Origin of the sequence: Mesorhizobium sp. ESP-6-2, assembly GCF_020164675.1 — a bacterium.
In the GTDB taxonomy this organism is placed as follows: domain Bacteria; phylum Pseudomonadota; class Alphaproteobacteria; order Rhizobiales; family Rhizobiaceae; genus Mesorhizobium.
In genome coordinates this window covers 201,967-216,774 of record NZ_JAIUGT010000005.1, presented here as the reverse complement: position 1 = coordinate 216,774, position 14,808 = coordinate 201,967, and the positions used below count along the sequence as shown (strand labels likewise).

The 14,808-nt window shown below is 63.2% G+C and carries 12 protein-coding genes; 3 read left to right on the top strand and 9 right to left on the bottom strand.

Annotated elements, in window-relative coordinates; translation table 11 throughout:
• Positions 1-15: 15 nt before the first annotated feature.
• Positions 16-1,617, bottom strand: a complete 1,602-nt coding sequence (locus LB532_RS15940; protein WP_140640002.1) for a cisplatin damage response ATP-dependent DNA ligase — start codon at positions 1,615-1,617, stop codon at positions 16-18.
• 4 nt (positions 1,618-1,621) lie between these two features.
• Positions 1,622-2,632, bottom strand: coding sequence for a ligase-associated DNA damage response exonuclease (locus tag LB532_RS15935; RefSeq protein ID WP_140640001.1), 1,011 nt, complete (start codon positions 2,630-2,632; stop codon positions 1,622-1,624).
• Positions 2,633-2,880: 248 nt separating this feature from the next.
• Here LB532_RS15935 and LB532_RS15930 point away from each other — a divergent pair, with 248 nt between their 5' ends.
• The gene (locus LB532_RS15930) at positions 2,881-3,177 is read left to right on the top strand and encodes a hypothetical protein (RefSeq protein WP_224556966.1); all 297 of its coding nucleotides are present in this window, start codon (positions 2,881-2,883) and stop codon (positions 3,175-3,177) included.
• A gap of 43 nt (positions 3,178-3,220) precedes the next feature.
• On the opposite strand, the gene LB532_RS15925 is transcribed toward LB532_RS15930, so the two are convergent.
• The 7 genes from LB532_RS15925 to LB532_RS15895 all read right to left on the bottom strand — a co-directional run bounded on the left by LB532_RS15925 (position 3,221) and on the right by LB532_RS15895 (position 12,854).
• Entirely contained in the window at positions 3,221-4,162 is a 942-nt protein-coding gene (locus tag LB532_RS15925) for a 2-hydroxyacid dehydrogenase (RefSeq protein WP_140639999.1), read from the bottom strand.
• Positions 4,163-4,248: 86 nt separating this feature from the next.
• On the bottom strand, positions 4,249-5,880 hold the full coding sequence (locus tag LB532_RS15920; protein WP_140639998.1) for an ABC transporter ATP-binding protein: 1,632 nt from the start codon (positions 5,878-5,880) through the stop codon (positions 4,249-4,251).
• Complete coding sequence (locus LB532_RS15915) at positions 5,877-7,022, bottom strand: ABC transporter permease (RefSeq protein WP_140639997.1); 1,146 nt, start codon at positions 7,020-7,022, stop codon at positions 5,877-5,879. Before LB532_RS15915 ends, LB532_RS15920 begins: the two co-directional genes overlap by 4 nt.
• On the bottom strand, positions 7,022-8,116 hold the full coding sequence (locus LB532_RS15910) for a microcin C ABC transporter permease YejB (RefSeq protein WP_140550129.1): 1,095 nt from the start codon (positions 8,114-8,116) through the stop codon (positions 7,022-7,024). The genes LB532_RS15915 and LB532_RS15910 overlap by 1 nt, the downstream gene beginning before the upstream one ends.
• A 126-nt stretch (positions 8,117-8,242) precedes the next feature.
• Positions 8,243-10,111: an extracellular solute-binding protein gene (locus LB532_RS15905; protein WP_140639996.1), complete on the bottom strand. Its 1,869-nt coding sequence runs from the start codon at positions 10,109-10,111 to the stop codon at positions 8,243-8,245.
• Entirely contained in the window at positions 10,111-11,988 is a 1,878-nt protein-coding gene (locus tag LB532_RS15900; protein ID WP_140639995.1) for an extracellular solute-binding protein, read from the bottom strand. The genes LB532_RS15905 and LB532_RS15900 overlap by 1 nt, the downstream gene beginning before the upstream one ends.
• Positions 11,989-12,152: 164 nt before the next feature.
• Positions 12,153-12,854 (bottom strand): c-type cytochrome, encoded by a 702-nt coding sequence (locus tag LB532_RS15895; RefSeq protein ID WP_140639994.1) that lies wholly within the window; start codon positions 12,852-12,854, stop codon positions 12,153-12,155.
• A 192-nt stretch (positions 12,855-13,046) separates the two neighbouring features.
• On the opposite strand from LB532_RS15895, the gene LB532_RS15890 reads away from it, so the two are divergent.
• A complete protein-coding gene (locus tag LB532_RS15890; protein ID WP_140639993.1) occupies positions 13,047-13,775 on the top strand; it encodes a 3-deoxy-manno-octulosonate cytidylyltransferase in 729 nt (242 codons plus the stop codon).
• Between the two features lie 36 nt (positions 13,776-13,811).
• The gene (locus LB532_RS15885; RefSeq protein ID WP_140639992.1) at positions 13,812-14,675 is read left to right on the top strand and encodes a prephenate dehydratase; all 864 of its coding nucleotides are present in this window, start codon (positions 13,812-13,814) and stop codon (positions 14,673-14,675) included.
• Positions 14,676-14,808: the final 133 nt, after the last annotated feature.

Here is a 14,808-nt window from a genome sequence, read left to right as displayed (position 1 = left end):
CCGGAGAGGGTGCGATCAACGATCGAGCAGCGCCTGCAGCGTCTCGATACGGTCGGCCTCGTTGGCGGGCTTGTCCCAGCGCAGCCGCGAGATGCGGGGGAAACGCATGGCGACGCCGGATTTGTGGCGCGTCGAACGGTTGAGCCCTTCGAAGGCGACTTCCAGCACCAGCCCGTTGTCACGGTCGGCGCGCACCGAGCGCACAGGCCCGAAACGCTCGATCGTGTTGTCGCGGACATATTTGTCGATCTGCCTCAATTCCTCGTCGGTGAAGCCGAAATAGGCCTTGCCGACCGGCACCAGTTCCTCCTCGCCTTCCGCTCCGGACCAGACGCCGAACGTGTAGTCGGAGTAGAAGCTCGAGCGCTTGCCGTGGCCGCGCTGGGCGTACATGAGCACGGCGTCCACCGTGTGCGGGTCGCGTTTCCATTTGAACCACGGGCCCTTCGGCCGGCCGGCGACATAGGGCGAATCCCAGCGCTTCAGCATCACGCCTTCGATGATCGGGTGCGGCGGCGCCCGGCGCAGTTCCTCCAGCGCCTGCCAGTCCGAGAACGCGACGAATGGCGAAAGATCGAAGCGGCTCGGGTCGAGCGTTTTCACGAAGCTTTCGAGGCGGCCGCGCCGCTCCCGGAAGGGCAACCCCCGCAAATCCTCCGCGCCGACCTGCAAAAGGTCGTAGCAACGCATGAAAGCCGGATATTGCTGCTGCATCTTCAGTGACACCGTCTTGCGGTTCAGCCGCTGCTGGAGGTCCGAGAACGTCCCTGTCGCTTCCCGAGGATCGCCGACCAGCAATTCCCCGTCGAGCGTGGCCGAGAAAACCATCGCCTCGGCGAGGTCGGGAAAGGCGCCGGAGACGTCGTCGCCGGTGCGCGAATAGAGCCGGCGGATGCCGCCTTCCGACACCGCCTGGACGCGGATGCCGTCCCATTTCCACTCGGCCGCATAGTCGGCGGGGTCGAGCCTGTCGAGATCGCCGTCACCGACCGGGTTGGACAGCATCACCGGCCGGAACAGTGCCCGCGCGGCCCTCTCGGGCTTTGCGGCCTTGCCTTCCAGCCATGCGAACAAGGCCGTGTACGGCGGCGACAGCCCGTGCCAGAGTTCCTCGATCTCGGCGACGTCGACCTTGCCGAAATCCGCCAGCGCCTGCTTGGCCAGCCGCGCCGACACGCCGATGCGCAACCCGCCGGTGACCAGCTTGATGATGGCGAAGCGGGCCGAGATGCCGGCACTGTCGAGCAGGTTTGACAGCACTTTCGGGCCGTCGGAGCGGCTCGCCGCCTGCAGCTTCGCGACCACCTCACCGAGCGTCGGCTCACGGTTCGGTATGGTTCCGGGCATCTGCGGCCAGACCAGCGACACGGTCTCGGCGAGATCGCCGACATAGTCGTAGGAATAGCCGAACAGCACCGGGTCCATGCGTTCCGTCACCAGCATGCGCAGCATCGCCGGCTTGATCGCGGCGATGTTGAGATCGCCGGTGATGGCAGCCAGCGCCAGCCCGCGATCAGGATCCTCGACGCTGCGGAAATAATCGGTCAGCAGCGTCAGCTTGCCGTTGCGCGACGGCGTCAGCACAAGGCGGTCGAGCAGTTCGGCGAAGCGATTCATGCCATCAATCGCCCTCGTCCTCATACCCCACCAGATGCAGTGGCCGCGCCGCGATGCCTTCGAGTTCGCACCAGCGCACCAGCGCCTCCTCGCGGCCGTGTGTCACCCAGATTTCCCCGGCCCCAGTTTCCTTGATCGTGGCGGTCAGTTCGTCCCAGTCGGCATGATCCGAAATGATCAGCGGCAGCTCGACGCCGCCCTGCTTGGCGCGCTGGCGGATGCGCATCCAGCCCGAGGCGAAGCAGGAGATCGGATCGGGAAAGCGCCGCGCCCAGCGATCGGCGAAGGCGGCCGGCGGGCCGACGACGATGGCGCCGGTGAAATCATCCTTGCTGGCGCTCTCCACCGTCGCCGGCTCCAGCGTGCCGAGATCGATGCCCTGGCTCTGGTAATAGTCGCTGAGCTTGGCCAGCGCCCCGTGGATATAGATCGGCCTGTCGTAGCCGGCGTCGCGCAACAGACGCATCACCCGTTGCGCCTTGCCCAGCGCGTAGGCGCCGATGAGATGCGAGCGTTCGGGGAACTGCGCCGCCGATTTCAGGAGCCGCGCGATCTCTTCCTCGTCCGGCGGGTGGCGAAACACCGGCAGGCCGAAGGTCGCCTCGGTGATGAACACGTCGCACGCGATCGGTTCGAACGGCAGGCATGTCGCGTCCTGCTGCCGCTTGTAGTCGCCGGAGGCGACGATGCGTATACCCTGGTGCTCGACCGCGATCTGTGCCGAGCCCAGCACATGGCCGGCCGGATAAAAGCTGATGTCGACGCCGTTGAAGGCAATTCGCTCGCCCAGTCTAGCCGCCTGTGTCGTGCCTGCAAAACCCTCGCCATAGCGAAGCCCCATAATGTCCAGCGTCTGCTGCGTCGCCAGCACCGAGCCGTGGCCGGAGCGTGCGTGGTCGGAATGGCCATGCGTGATCAGCGCTCGGTTGACCGGCCGCACCGGGTCGATGAAGAAGTCGCCCGGCGGGCAGTAAAGGCCCTCGGGCCGGGGGTGGAGCAGGTCGCTGGTGCGCATTGTTCCAAGATAGTGGCTAATTCGGGCGCGGGAAGCCTGTTGCAAGGGACTGCTGACTCGTCCTACGGCCAACCGCCGGGCAGCAGTAGGCAACGCACTCTGAGGCCGGCGGATGCTTCTGCTGCGAAAAAGCCCCAATCGCATGCCGGATTATGTCGGGGCAGTGTCGTACGGAGGGATTTTCCATGCGCTGGAACATGATGGCCTTGGCATCTTGCCTCGTTATGGCGGGCTGTGTCGGCAACTCCATGTCCGAGCGCCAGGACGAAAACGTCCAGTCCTCATTGCAATATGACAGCGTGCCATGCGGCCAGTTGCTGGCGCAACGCAACGCCCTGGCGCAGCAATACAATCTGTCGCAGCAGGCCAAGCCGACATTCTCCAACCCGGCGATGGGCTTCGGCCCGTTCATTCCGGATATCCGCTCCAAGACCAAGCGCGATGCCGACAAGGCAAGCGGCGAGATCGACGCCATGAACCGGTCCATTGAGCGCCGCGATTGCGGCAAGCCGGACAAGCAGAAGAAGTTCGCTCTGCCCGGCTGACGCATGTCGCCTGAGGCGGTCCCAATGACCACATTACAACGGCCTAATATCCCGCTTTGCGGTCCACCAGGTTCTCCAGCTTTTCGCCCCGCTCGAAGGCGTCCATCTGGCGCAGCATGATCGGCGCCAGGTGGACGGGATCGGACGTGGCCGCGGCATGCGGCGTCACGAATACTTTCGGATGGGCCCATAGCGGACTGGTCTTCGGCAGCGGTTCGACCTCGAACACGTCGAGGCTCGCTTCCTTCAGCGTGCCGTCGTCCAGCGCGCGCACAATGTCGGCGTCCTTCTGCAGGCGGCCGCGACCGGCATTGATCAGCACCGAGCCGCCAAGACCGTTGCGCTTGCGCAATTCCTTCAGCACGCCGTAATTGATGATACCCTTGGTATCCGGCGTCAGCGGCAGCAGCACGACCAGTATGTCTGTGGCATTGAGGAACGGGATAAGCCCGGCCTCGCCGCAGTAGGTCGCGACACCTTCCATCGGCCGGTCGGTGCGCGACCAGCCATTGACCGCAAAGCCGAGCGACAGCAGCGCCGACGCCGCCGCGCGGCCTAGACTGCCGAGCCCCATGATGCCGACAGAGATATCTTCAGCGGTGCGCTGCGCCGGCTCGCGCCATATCTTCTTCGGCTGCTGCGACCGGTACAGCAGGCCCTGGCGGTGATGATCGAGCACCCGCCAGACGACATATTCGGTCATGTGCTGGGCCAGGTTGCCGGCGACGACCTTGACGATCGGCACGTCCGGCAGGCTGGGATCGGAGAAGATGTGGTCGACGCCGGCGCCGATCGAGAAGATGGCGCGCAGATTGGGCAGCGATCCCAACAGGTTCGGCCGCTGCTTCCACACCACCGCATAGGTTGTCGAAGGATCGCTGGCGCCGTCCGGCTCGAGCACCACCTCGCGCTCTGCGGACAGCAGTTCACGCCAGCGCTGCGGGTGAAAGCCGGTGACGGCAAGCAGGATTTTGCCTTTTTCCATTTATGGATTTTGTCCTGTTGTTCGGTTTGGAGCAATTGCGGGAAGGGCGCGCGGCGGCTTTCCGTCCGGAATTGCGAAGGAAGGAGTCACTCGCTGACGACCCCCGTCGGGGCGGTCTCTATCTTGAAGGCGGCCGAGATCAGCGCCCGAGTATAGTCGGTTTGCGGCTTTTCAAAAATCTGTTCGGAAGGACCGGCTTCGACGATCTGGCCATTGCGCATGACGATGACATCGTTGGCCAGCGCCCGGATGACCTTGAGATCATGGCTGATGAAGAGATAGGCGAGGTCATGCTTGGCCTGCAGGCTGCGCAGGAGGTCGACCACCTGCGCCTGCACGCTCATGTCGAGGGCCGAGGTCGGCTCGTCCAGCATGACGAAGCGCGGGTTGAGCACCATGGCGCGAGCAATAGCGACGCGCTGGCGCTGGCCGCCGGAGAATTCGTGCGGATAGCGGTTGCGCGTGGCCGGATCGAGCCCGACTTCCTTCAGCACGTCGGCCACCTTGTCGTCGCGCTCGTCGAGGGACAGCTTCGGCTCGTGGATCTTCAAGCCTTCTTCGATGATCTCGGCGATGGACATGCGGGGGCTGAGCGAGCCGAAAGGATCCTGGAAGACGATCTGCAGTTCGCGCCTGAGCGGGCGCATGGCGTTGAACGAGAGCTGGTTGATGTCGCGCCCGTTGAATCGGATGGTTCCGCTAGACGAGATCATCCGCGCCAGCGCCAGGCCGAGCGTGGTCTTGCCCGACCCGGATTCACCAACCACGCCCAGCGTCTGGCCGGCCCGCACGGTGACGTCGATGCCGTCGACCGCCTTCACATGGTCGACGGTGCGCCGAAAGAAGCCCTGCTTGATCGGAAACCAGACTTTGATGTCCTTGCCGGTCATCACGGGTGCTGCGGCGCTGTTGGCCGCGGGTGGCTTGCCCTTGGGCTCGGCCGCAAGGAGATGGCGCGTATAGGCGTGCTGCGGATTGGCGAAGATGTCCTTGGTAGGCCCCATCTCGACGATCTTGCCCTTGGTCATCACGCACACCCGGTCGGCGATCTTGCGCACAATGCCGAGATCGTGGGTGATGAACAGCATCGACATGCCCTTGCGGCTTTTCAAGCCGGCCAGCAGCTCGAGGATCTGCGCCTGCACGGTGACGTCGAGCGCCGTCGTCGGCTCGTCGGCGATCAGGAGTTCCGGCTCGTTGGCCAGCGCCATGGCGATCATGACGCGCTGGCGCTGGCCGCCGGACAACTGGTGCGGATAGGCGTCGAGGCGCTTCTGCGGCTCGCGAATGCCGACCTCGTTGAGCAGTGCCAGCGTGCGCGCCTTGGCCGCGCGGTCCGCCATGCCCTGGTGCAGCTTCAGGATCTCGACGATCTGCTGCTCGATCGTGTGCAGCGGATTGAGCGAGGTCATCGGCTCCTGGAAGATCATGGTGATCTTGTTGCCGCGCACCTGCCGCAGTTGCTTCTCGCTCATGGCCAGCAGGTCGGCGCCCTGGAACAGGATCCTGCCCGAGGGGTGGCTGGCGCTGGGATAGGGCAAGAGCTTCAGCACCGACAGCGCCGAGACCGATTTGCCCGAGCCGGATTCGCCGACCAGCGCCACCGTCTCGCCCTTGGCGATGTCGAAGGAGATGTGGTCGACCGCCATCGACTGCTGTCCACCTTGCGCGAAGGCGACGCTGAGGTCCTGGACCGAGAGCAGTGGGGCTTCGCTCATCTGAATGTCTTGCGCGGATCGAAGGCGTCGCGGGTTGCCTCGCCGACAAAGACCAGCAGCGACAGCATCAGCGAGATGACGACGAAGCCTGATATCCCGAGCCACGGTGCGTTGAGGTTGCGTTGCGCCTGCTTGAGCAGTTCGCCGAGCGAGGCCGAGCCCGGCGGCAGGCCGAAACCGAGATAGTCGAGCGAGGTCAGCGTCGAGATCGAGCCTGAGAGCAGGAAGGGCAGAAAGGTCAGCGTCGCCACCATGGCGTTGGGCAACAGGTGCCGGAACATGATGGTGCGGTTGCGCACGCCGAGCGCGCGCGCCGCGTTGACATACTCGAAATTGCGCGCGCGCAGGAATTCGGCCCGCACCACGCCGACCAGCGCCACCCAGGAGAACAGCAGCATCAGCCCGAGCAGGATGAAGAAGCCCGGCGGCAATATGGCGGCGACGATGAGCAGGAGGTAGAGCACGGGAATAGCCGACCAGATCTCGATGAAGCGCTGGAACAGCAGGTCCGTCCAGCCGCCGAAATAGCCCTGCAAGGCACCCGCGCCGACGCCGATCAAAGCCGAGCCGGCGGTCAGGATCAGTCCGAACAGCACCGAGATGCGGAAGCCGTAGATGACCCGCGCCAGCACGTCGCGCGCCTGGTCGTCGGTGCCCAGCCAGTTCCAGTTACCGACACTGCAGGCCGGATCATCAGCCCCTTGCGGGTACTGGTTGCAGCGCGTCTTGGCGTCATACTGCCAGGACGGCTTGGCCGGGGCTGCTTCGGGAATGGCATTGTTGACGGTCTGGTAGGAATAGCGGATCGGCGGCCAGATCATCCAGCCATTGGCGTTGATCTCGTCCTGGATTACCGGGTCGCGATAGTCGGTGACGGCATAGAAGCCGCCGAACTTCTCCTCGGGATAGGCGACCAGCACCGGAAACAGGATCTCGCCCTTGTAGGAGGCGATGATCGGCTTGTCGTTGGCGATGAATTCGGCGAACAGCGACAGCACGAACAGGACAAGGAAGATCCACAGCGACCAGTAGCCGCGCCGGTTGGCCTTGAAATTCTCCAGGCGGCGCTTGTTGAGCGGCGAGAGAAACGGCCGCGGCATCCGCTCCGGCACGACCCCGGCGGTAACGCTTGCCTCCGACATCAAACGTCTCTCCGCTCGAAATCGATGCGCGGATCGACCCAGGTGTAGATGAGGTCGGACAGCAATCCGACGAACAGGCCGAGAAGCGAGAAGATGTAGAGGTTGGCGAACACCACGGGATAGTCGCGTTCGACCACCGACCGGAAGCCGAGCAGGCCGAGCCCATCGAGCGAGAAGATGTTTTCGATCAGCAGTGAACCGGTGAAGAAGGCCGAGATGAAGGCGCCGGGGAAACCGGCGATGACGATCAGCATGGCGTTGCGGAAGACATGGCCATAGAGCACCTGTCGTTCCGAGAGGCCCTTTGCGCGGGCAGTCACCACATACTGCTTGCGGATTTCCTCCAGGAAGGAATTCTTGGTCAGCAGCGTCGTCGTGGCGAAGGCCGACAGCACCAGCGCCGTCAGCGGCAAGGTCATGTGCCATAGATAGTCCGCGATCTTGGCCGGCCATGACAACTGGTCCCAATTGTCCGAGACGATGCCGCGCAGCGGGAACCAGTCCCAGAACGAGCCGCCGGCAAACAGCACCATCAGCATGATGCCGAACAGGAAGCCCGGAATGGCATAGCCGACGATGACGACGCCGCTGGTCCAGATATCGAAGGGGCTGCCGTCCTTCACCGCCTTGCGGATCCCGAGCGGGATCGAGATCAGGTAGGACAGAAGCGTGATCCACAGCCCGATCGAGATCGACACCGGCATCTTTTCCAGGATCAGGTTGAGCACCGAAATGTCGCGGAAATAGCTGTCGCCGAAATCGAACCGGATATAATTCCACAGCATCAGGCCGAAGCGCTCGAGCGGCGGCTTGTCGAAGCCGAACTGCTTCTCCAGCTTCTTGATGAATTCCGGATCGAGCCCCTGCGCCCCGCGATATTTTGAACCGACGTCGCCGGCCGCATCGAAATTGCCGCCGCCCGCATCGCCGCCGCCACCGCCCAGACGGTCGCTGCCGCCCTGGTTCGTCAGCTTGGCGATGACCTGCTCGACCGGGCCGCCGGGCGCAAACTGGATGACGGCGAACGAGATCGCCATGATGCCGAACAGGGTCGGGATCATCAAAAGGATGCGGCGCAGGATATAGGCGCCCATCAGATGGTGCCCTCCCGACGTATGTGATTGGCGAAACCGTCGATGAACGCGCCTCTTTCCCCGTCACGATACGGCGAGAGGATGCCGGCAGGCGGGTGAGGGGCGGTGCTTACGCCCGCAAGAAATTCAGCCTTTGCCAATTTTTGCCGCCTTGCCCTTGTCGAACCACCACAGCGTCTCGACCGGAAAGCCGAAATCGGGCTTTTGCTCGACGAAGCCGAACATGTCCCAATAGGCGACGCGGTGATTCGCCAGATAGTATGTTGGAATCCAGTCCAGCCGCGCGCGCAAGACCCGATCGAGCGCTCTGAGCGCGGTGACGAGTTCGGACCGGCTTTGCGCCTTGCCGGCTGCCGCGATCAACGCGTCGATGGCCTTGTTTTCCGTCCCGGGATAGTTGCGCTGCCCCGGGGTTTTGGCCATTCGGGAGGCATAGAGCATTTCCAGGCCGTCGTCTGTCGGCGTCGCCCCGATCGACCAATGGAGCAGGGTCAGATCAAAGTCGAAATCGTTCTGCCGCTGTTCATATTGCGCCGAATCGACCTGTCGGATCGAAGCGTCGATCCCGATCGCCTTCATATTCTCCGACCATGGGGTAAAGATGCGGACGATGCCATCCTCTTGCGCCAGCATCTCCACCCGCAGTCGCTCGCCCTTGTCGTTGACGACGAAATTGCCCGCCCGCTTCCAGCCGGCTTCGGCGAGTAGCCTCGAAGCCTCGCCAAGCAGCTTGCGGTCATGGCCCGAACCGTCGGACGCACGCTGCATCACCGGCTCGCCAAACGCCTCCGGCGGCAACTCGGCCCGAAACGGCTCCAACAGGGCCAATTCCGCAGGCGAAGGCAGGCCTTCGGCCTTGTACTGGGACCGTTCGAAGTTCGATTGCGAGCGCTCATAGGAGCCGTAGAACAGGGCCCGCTTCATCCATTCGAAATCGAAGCATCTGGCGATCGCCAGCCGCACCCGCTCGTCGCGGAATTGCGCACGACGCTGGTTCAGCGCGACAGCCTGCATGTCCGGCGACTTCTCGCCGGGAAATTCCCGCTTGACGACCTTGCCGTCCTTGAGCGCGGGAAAATCGTAGCCGGTCGCCCAGACCCGCGCGGTAAACTCCTCGCGAAAATGGGTGTCGCCTTTCTTGAAGGCTTCGAACGCCGCCTGTCGATCGAGATAGAAGTCGATGCGGATACGGTCGAAATTGTACTGGCCGCGGTTCACTGGGAGATCGCGGCCCCAATAATCGGGCACGCGCTCATATTCGACTGTCTGTCCGGCGGCCACTCGCCCCATTTTGTATGGTCCGGAGCCGAGCGGCGGCGTCATCGTCGAGGCATTGAAATCATTGACCGCATAAAAGGCCTTGGACACGATCGGCATCGCCACGATCCTGAGGATGTTTTGCGCGGACTGTTCGCCGTTGAAGGTAAGGTTGAGGGTGAGCGGATCCACCGCGACCGCGTCGGTCATATACCGCAACGCTTGGGAAAGGTTCGGATGCCCTTGCTCTTTGTAGAGCTTCAACGCGAAGACGACGTCTTCGGCGGTCAGCGGCGAGCCGTCGTGGAAACGCGCTTGCGGTCGAAGCGCGAAGCGGAAGCCGTTGCGGTCTTGCGATAAGGTGACGGACTCGGCAAGCAGGCCGTAGACCGCATCCGGCTCGTCGAGCGCGCTTGCCATCAATGAATCGAAACAGAGTTCGGTGCGCGGCGGCGCATCTCCTTTTAACACCAGGGAGTTCAATGTATTGAAGGTCAGGAAGCTTTGGTTGAGCGTGGCGTTCGGCGGCGCGAAATTCATCTGGCCGCCCTTGGGTGCGTCCGCATTGACGTAGTCGAAATGGGCGAAATCCGGTTTGTATTTGAGGTCGCCGTAGGCGGACAGGCCGTGCAGTTTGGTGCCGGTCGCAAGATTGGCGAAGGCTTTTCCAGGCAACAGGGCGGCGACAGCGGCGGCACCGCCCAGGCCCAGGAAATCGCGACGGGGCAGCACCGCCATCAATTGTTGCCCTTGTATTTGGCCGCCAGCGCCTTTTCCTTGTCCGGATCGATCCACCAGGAATTCTGGTCGGCGCCGATATAGCTGGGCTGTTTGGCGGGAATGCCGAATTTGTTCCAGTAAGCCAGCCAGACCACGGCTCGATAGTACTGCGGCACGACGTAGTAATTCCACAGCAGCACGCGGTCGAGTGCATGGGTGGCGGCAACCAGATCCTCGCGGTCGGTGGCGAAGATGATGCGGTCGACCAGGGCATCGACGACCGGGTTCTTGATGCCGGCGTAGTTGCGCGACCCCGGCCGGTCGGCTGCTTTGGAACTCCAGAAGTCGCGCTGCTCATTGCCAGGCGATTCCGACTGGCCGAGTTGCCCGATAATGACATCGTAGTCGAAATTGTTGACCCGGTTGACATATTGGGTCTGGTCGATGATGCGCAACGTAGCGTCGACGCCGATCTTGCGCAGATTGGCGATATAGGGGCTGGAGATGACCTGGTCGGTGTCGTTCCAGCCGAGTATCTCGAACTTGAACGGCTCGCCGGTCTTGGCATTGACCATCTTACCGCCCTTGATCACCCATCCAGCCTTGGCGAAGAGGTCGACTGCCTGCTTCAGGTATTTCCGCTCGGCCTGCGGCGAATCGTAGACCGGCAGCTTGAATTCCTGGGTGAACAGCTCGGGCGGCAGCTTGTCGCGATACTGTTCCAGAATTTCCAGCTCCTTGCCTTGCGGCAAGCCGCTGGAGGCCAGTTCAGTTCCCTGGAAATAGCTGCTGGTGCGGGTGTTGAAGCCGTAGAACAGCGTACGGTTCATCGTCTCGAAGTCGAAAGGATAGGTCAGCGCGGCCCGCACCAGGCGGTCTTGGAACAGCGGGCGCCTCTGGTTGAGCATGAAAGCCTGCATCGGCTCTGGCGAGGTGGTCTTGAATTCCTGCTTGATGACATCGCCGGCCTTGACCGCCGGGAAATCATAGAATGTCTTCCAGCGCTTCGAACTGTTTTCAGGTTTGATGTCGTCAAGGCCCCCCTTGGTGAAGGCCTGCCAGGCGGCGTTGTCATCAAGGATGTAGGTGAAACGCTGCCTGTCGAAATTCTCGCGGCCGATCTTCACCGGCAGCTTGGCGCCCCAATAGTCCGGCACGCGCTGCCAGACGATTTCCGAGCCCGGCTTGAAGCTGGCGATCTTGTAGGCGGCGGAGCCGAGCGGCGGCTCCAGCGTCGGCCTGGTGACGTCGCGCTTCTTGCCGTTGGCGTCGGTGCCTTCCCACCAGTGTTTCGGCAGCACGGCGAGATCACCCAGGATTTTAGGCAGCTCGCGGTTGCCCTTCTGGCTGAAATGAAACTCGACTTCGCGATCCGAGACGGCCACGGCATCCGTGACGTTCTCGAAATAGCGGCTGTACATCGGGCTGTTCGCCTTCAGCACCTGGAAAGACCAGATCACGTCGTCGACGGTGACCGGCTGGCCGTCATGCCATTTCGCGCGCGGATCGAGCCGATAGGTCGCCGAGGAAAAGTCGGCGGGGTATTTGTAGGCGTCGGCGATCAGCGGATGGCTGACACTGCCCTCGTCGGTCGCCTGCTCCATCAGCGTGTCGTAGAGCAGGCCGCCGCCGAAGCCGACCAGGCCGGCGGCCGGCGAACCCTGCACGATATAGGGATTGAAGCTGTCGAACGTGCCCAGCACCACCGAATTCAGCGTGCCGCCTTTGGGCGCACTCGGATTGACGTAATCATAGTGCTGGAAATTGTCGCCGTATTTGGATTGGCCGATCAGCGATGATGTGGTGCGCCATTCATCGGCCAGGGCCGCCTGCAACCCCGCGGCCAGCAGGACCGCCGCCAGCAACGATTTGAGAAGCACTCGGCCAAGCGTCATCCACTGTCCTCTTCGCGATGCGTGCCATCATCCAGAAAGGCAATCTAGATGATTTGCCGCGCGTGAAAACCGCCATGCGCGGCTTTGTCGCCGCATATGCGGTTTCCTAACGAAAAAGCCGGGCTGAACCCGGCTTTTTCAAGGTCGTCGAGACGATATCCGGTTTATTGAGCAGGCGCCGGTGCCGGGGCGGCCGGAGCCGGTGCGGCGGGAGCCGCAGGCGCCGCCGGCTTGGCAGGAGCTGCGCCTTCGGCCGGCTTGGCCGGTGCGGCCCCTTCGGCGGGCTTGGCGGGGGCGGATGCATCGGCGGCAGCGCCCGGTGCTGGCAGCGGCTTGGGATTGTCCGAAAGCGTGCGCAGATAGGCGATGACGTTGGCCCGGTCCTCATCCTTGGGTAGGCCGGCGAAGCCCATAGCCGTGCCCTTCACGAATTTCTTTGGCGAGGTGATGAAGTGGTTGATGTTGTCGTAGGTCCACTTTTCCGTGCCGCCCTTGGAAAATTCCTTCATGCCGGCCGAATAGGCGAAGCCTTCATGCTCCGCGACGGGACGATCGATGAGATCCCACAGATCCGGGCCGACCTTGTTGGGGCCGCCCTTTTCGCCGGAATGGCAGGCCTGGCATTTCTTGAACACGGCGGCACCTGCCTCGACATTGGCGGTGGCCAGCAGATCGGCGATCGGCTTGGCTGCGGCGGCCGGCGCGGCAGGGCCGCCTTCGGCCGGTTCGGCGGCTTCGATGGCGAAGCCTGGCTTTTCCGGAGCGGGCGAGGCAAACAGCGCGTCCGACACGATGCCGACCGAGAAGACCACGAAAACGGTTCCGAGCAATCCGGCGAGCAGCTTGTTGACTTCGTTGGAATCCATACGCCCCTTGCTCCCTTTTCCGGCGGACCGAACCGTCCACTCCGTCCGTCGGTATCGAGACCTGCCCTCCAGAGCCGGTCAAATCGCGCGGAAACTAGGTCTTTTGCTCCGGCGTTGCAACACCTATAAGGGCGCTTCCAGTGAGACCTTTTGCCACTTTCCCCTCCTCGTTTTCGAACGCCCGCCAAACCGATGTCCACCTTGATCCTGATCCCCGCCCGCATGGCCTCGACCCGGCTCCCGGGCAAGCCGCTGGCCGACATTGCCGGCGTCCCGATGATCGTCCATGTCGCGCGCCGCGCCGCCGAGGCCGGGCTTGGCCGTGTCGTGGTGGCGACCGACACGCAAGGCGTGGCGGAAGCCGTGCGCGCGCACGGTTTCGAGGCGGTGATGACGCGATCGGACCACGAATCGGGTTCGGACCGGATATTCGAGGCCCTGACGGTGCTGGATCCGGCAAACAAGGTCGAAACCGTCGTCAATGTGCAGGGAGACCTGCCGACCATCGATCCCGCGATCATCGTGGCCTCGCTCAGGCCGTTCGAGGACAAGGCGGTGGACATCGCAACGCTCGGCGTCGAGATCGAGCGCGACGAGGAAAAGACCAATCCCAACGTCGTCAAGATCGTTGGCTCGCCACTGTCGGCCACCAGGCTGAGGGCGCTTTATTTCACCCGGGCCACCGCGCCCTGGGGCGAGGGCGCGCTCTATCATCACATCGGCCTCTATGCCTATCGCCGCTCGGCACTCGAGCGCTTCGTGGCGCTCAAGCCGTCGCCGCTGGAACGCCGCGAGCGGCTGGAGCAGTTGCGGGCGCTGGAGGCCGGCATGCGCATCGACGCCGAGATCGTGCGGTCGCTGCCGCTCGGCGTCGACACGCCGCAAGACCTGGAAAGGGCCAGGACGATCCTTTCAAACTGAGAGCCGAACCGGCACTCCCTCAACCGAGAATTGGCCATGCCTGAAAAGACCAACAGAATATCCTTCCAGGGCGAACCCGGCGCCAATTCCGACACCGCCTGCCGCAACGTCTATCCCTCGATGCAGCCGCTGCCGTGCCCGACCTTCGAGGACGCGTTCAACGCGGTCGAAACCGGCAAGGCCGATCTCGCCATGATCCCGATCGAGAACACCATCGCCGGCCGGGTCGCCGACATTCACCATCTGCTGCCGGAATCGAGGCTGCACATCGTCGGCGAGTATTTCCTGCCCATCCATTTCCAGCTGATGGTGCTGCCAGGTGTGAGGCGTGACGAGATCAAGACCGTGCACAGCCACATCCATGCGCTCGGCCAGTGCCGCAAATATGTCCGCAAGAATGGCTGGAAGGCGGTTGTCGCCGGCGACACGGCGGGCGCGGCCAAGATGGTCTCCGAGGTCAAGGACCGTACCATGGCCGCCCTGTCCCCGGCATTGGCAGCAGCGCTCTATGGGCTCGACATCATCGAGGAGAATGTCGAGGATACCGATTCCAACGTCACGCGCTTCGTCGTCCTGACCAAGAACAAGCAGTGGGCCGAACGCCCGTCGCCTGACGCCAAGATGATGACGACCTTCATCTTCCGCGTTCGCAACGTGCCGGCCGCGCTCTACAAGGCGATGGGCGGTTTCGCCACCAACGGCATCAACATGACCAAGCTCGAGAGCTACCAGCTCGGCGCCTTCACGGCGACATTGTTCTACGCCGACATCGAGGGCCACCCCGACGATCCGCTGGTCAAGCTGGCGCTGGACGAGCTTCGCTTCTTCTCGCGCGAGGTGCGGATCCTCGGCGTCTATCCGGCAAGTGAGTCACGCGAGCAGTGGAAGGTGGCGGATTAGACTCTTGGCCGCAGGCGCCAGCAGGCGACTTCAGCGGACTATCGCACACGTCTGGATTGGCCGAGCCTCCCCAGCCTCGTCATCCTAGAGCAATTCCAGGAAAAGTGCGTAGCGGTTTTCCGTCCGGAATTGC

Excerpts from the sequence above, each read along its gene's own strand:
- LB532_RS15940 (WP_140640002.1), bottom strand. The coding sequence starts at position 1,617 with ATGAATCGCTTCGCCGAACTGCTCGACCGCCTTGTGCTGACGCCGTCG.
- LB532_RS15930 (WP_224556966.1), top strand. The coding sequence starts at position 2,881 with ATGTCCGAGCGCCAGGACGAAAACGTCCAGTCCTCATTGCAATATGAC.
- LB532_RS15920 (WP_140639998.1), bottom strand. The coding sequence starts at position 5,880 with ATGAGCGAAGCCCCACTGCTCTCGGTCCAGGACCTCAGCGTCGCCTTC.
- LB532_RS15935 (WP_140640001.1), bottom strand. The coding sequence starts at position 2,632 with ATGCGCACCAGCGACCTGCTCCACCCCCGGCCCGAGGGCCTTTACTGC.
- LB532_RS15895 (WP_140639994.1), bottom strand. The coding sequence starts at position 12,854 with ATGGATTCCAACGAAGTCAACAAGCTGCTCGCCGGATTGCTCGGAACC.
- LB532_RS15915 (WP_140639997.1), bottom strand. The coding sequence starts at position 7,022 with ATGTCGGAGGCAAGCGTTACCGCCGGGGTCGTGCCGGAGCGGATGCCG.
- LB532_RS15910 (WP_140550129.1), bottom strand. The coding sequence starts at position 8,116 with ATGGGCGCCTATATCCTGCGCCGCATCCTTTTGATGATCCCGACCCTG.
- LB532_RS15900 (WP_140639995.1), bottom strand. The coding sequence starts at position 11,988 with ATGACGCTTGGCCGAGTGCTTCTCAAATCGTTGCTGGCGGCGGTCCTG.
- LB532_RS15890 (WP_140639993.1), top strand. The coding sequence starts at position 13,047 with ATGTCCACCTTGATCCTGATCCCCGCCCGCATGGCCTCGACCCGGCTC.
- LB532_RS15925 (WP_140639999.1), bottom strand. The coding sequence starts at position 4,162 with ATGGAAAAAGGCAAAATCCTGCTTGCCGTCACCGGCTTTCACCCGCAG.
- LB532_RS15905 (WP_140639996.1), bottom strand. The coding sequence starts at position 10,111 with ATGGCGGTGCTGCCCCGTCGCGATTTCCTGGGCCTGGGCGGTGCCGCC.
- LB532_RS15885 (WP_140639992.1), top strand. The coding sequence starts at position 13,812 with ATGCCTGAAAAGACCAACAGAATATCCTTCCAGGGCGAACCCGGCGCC.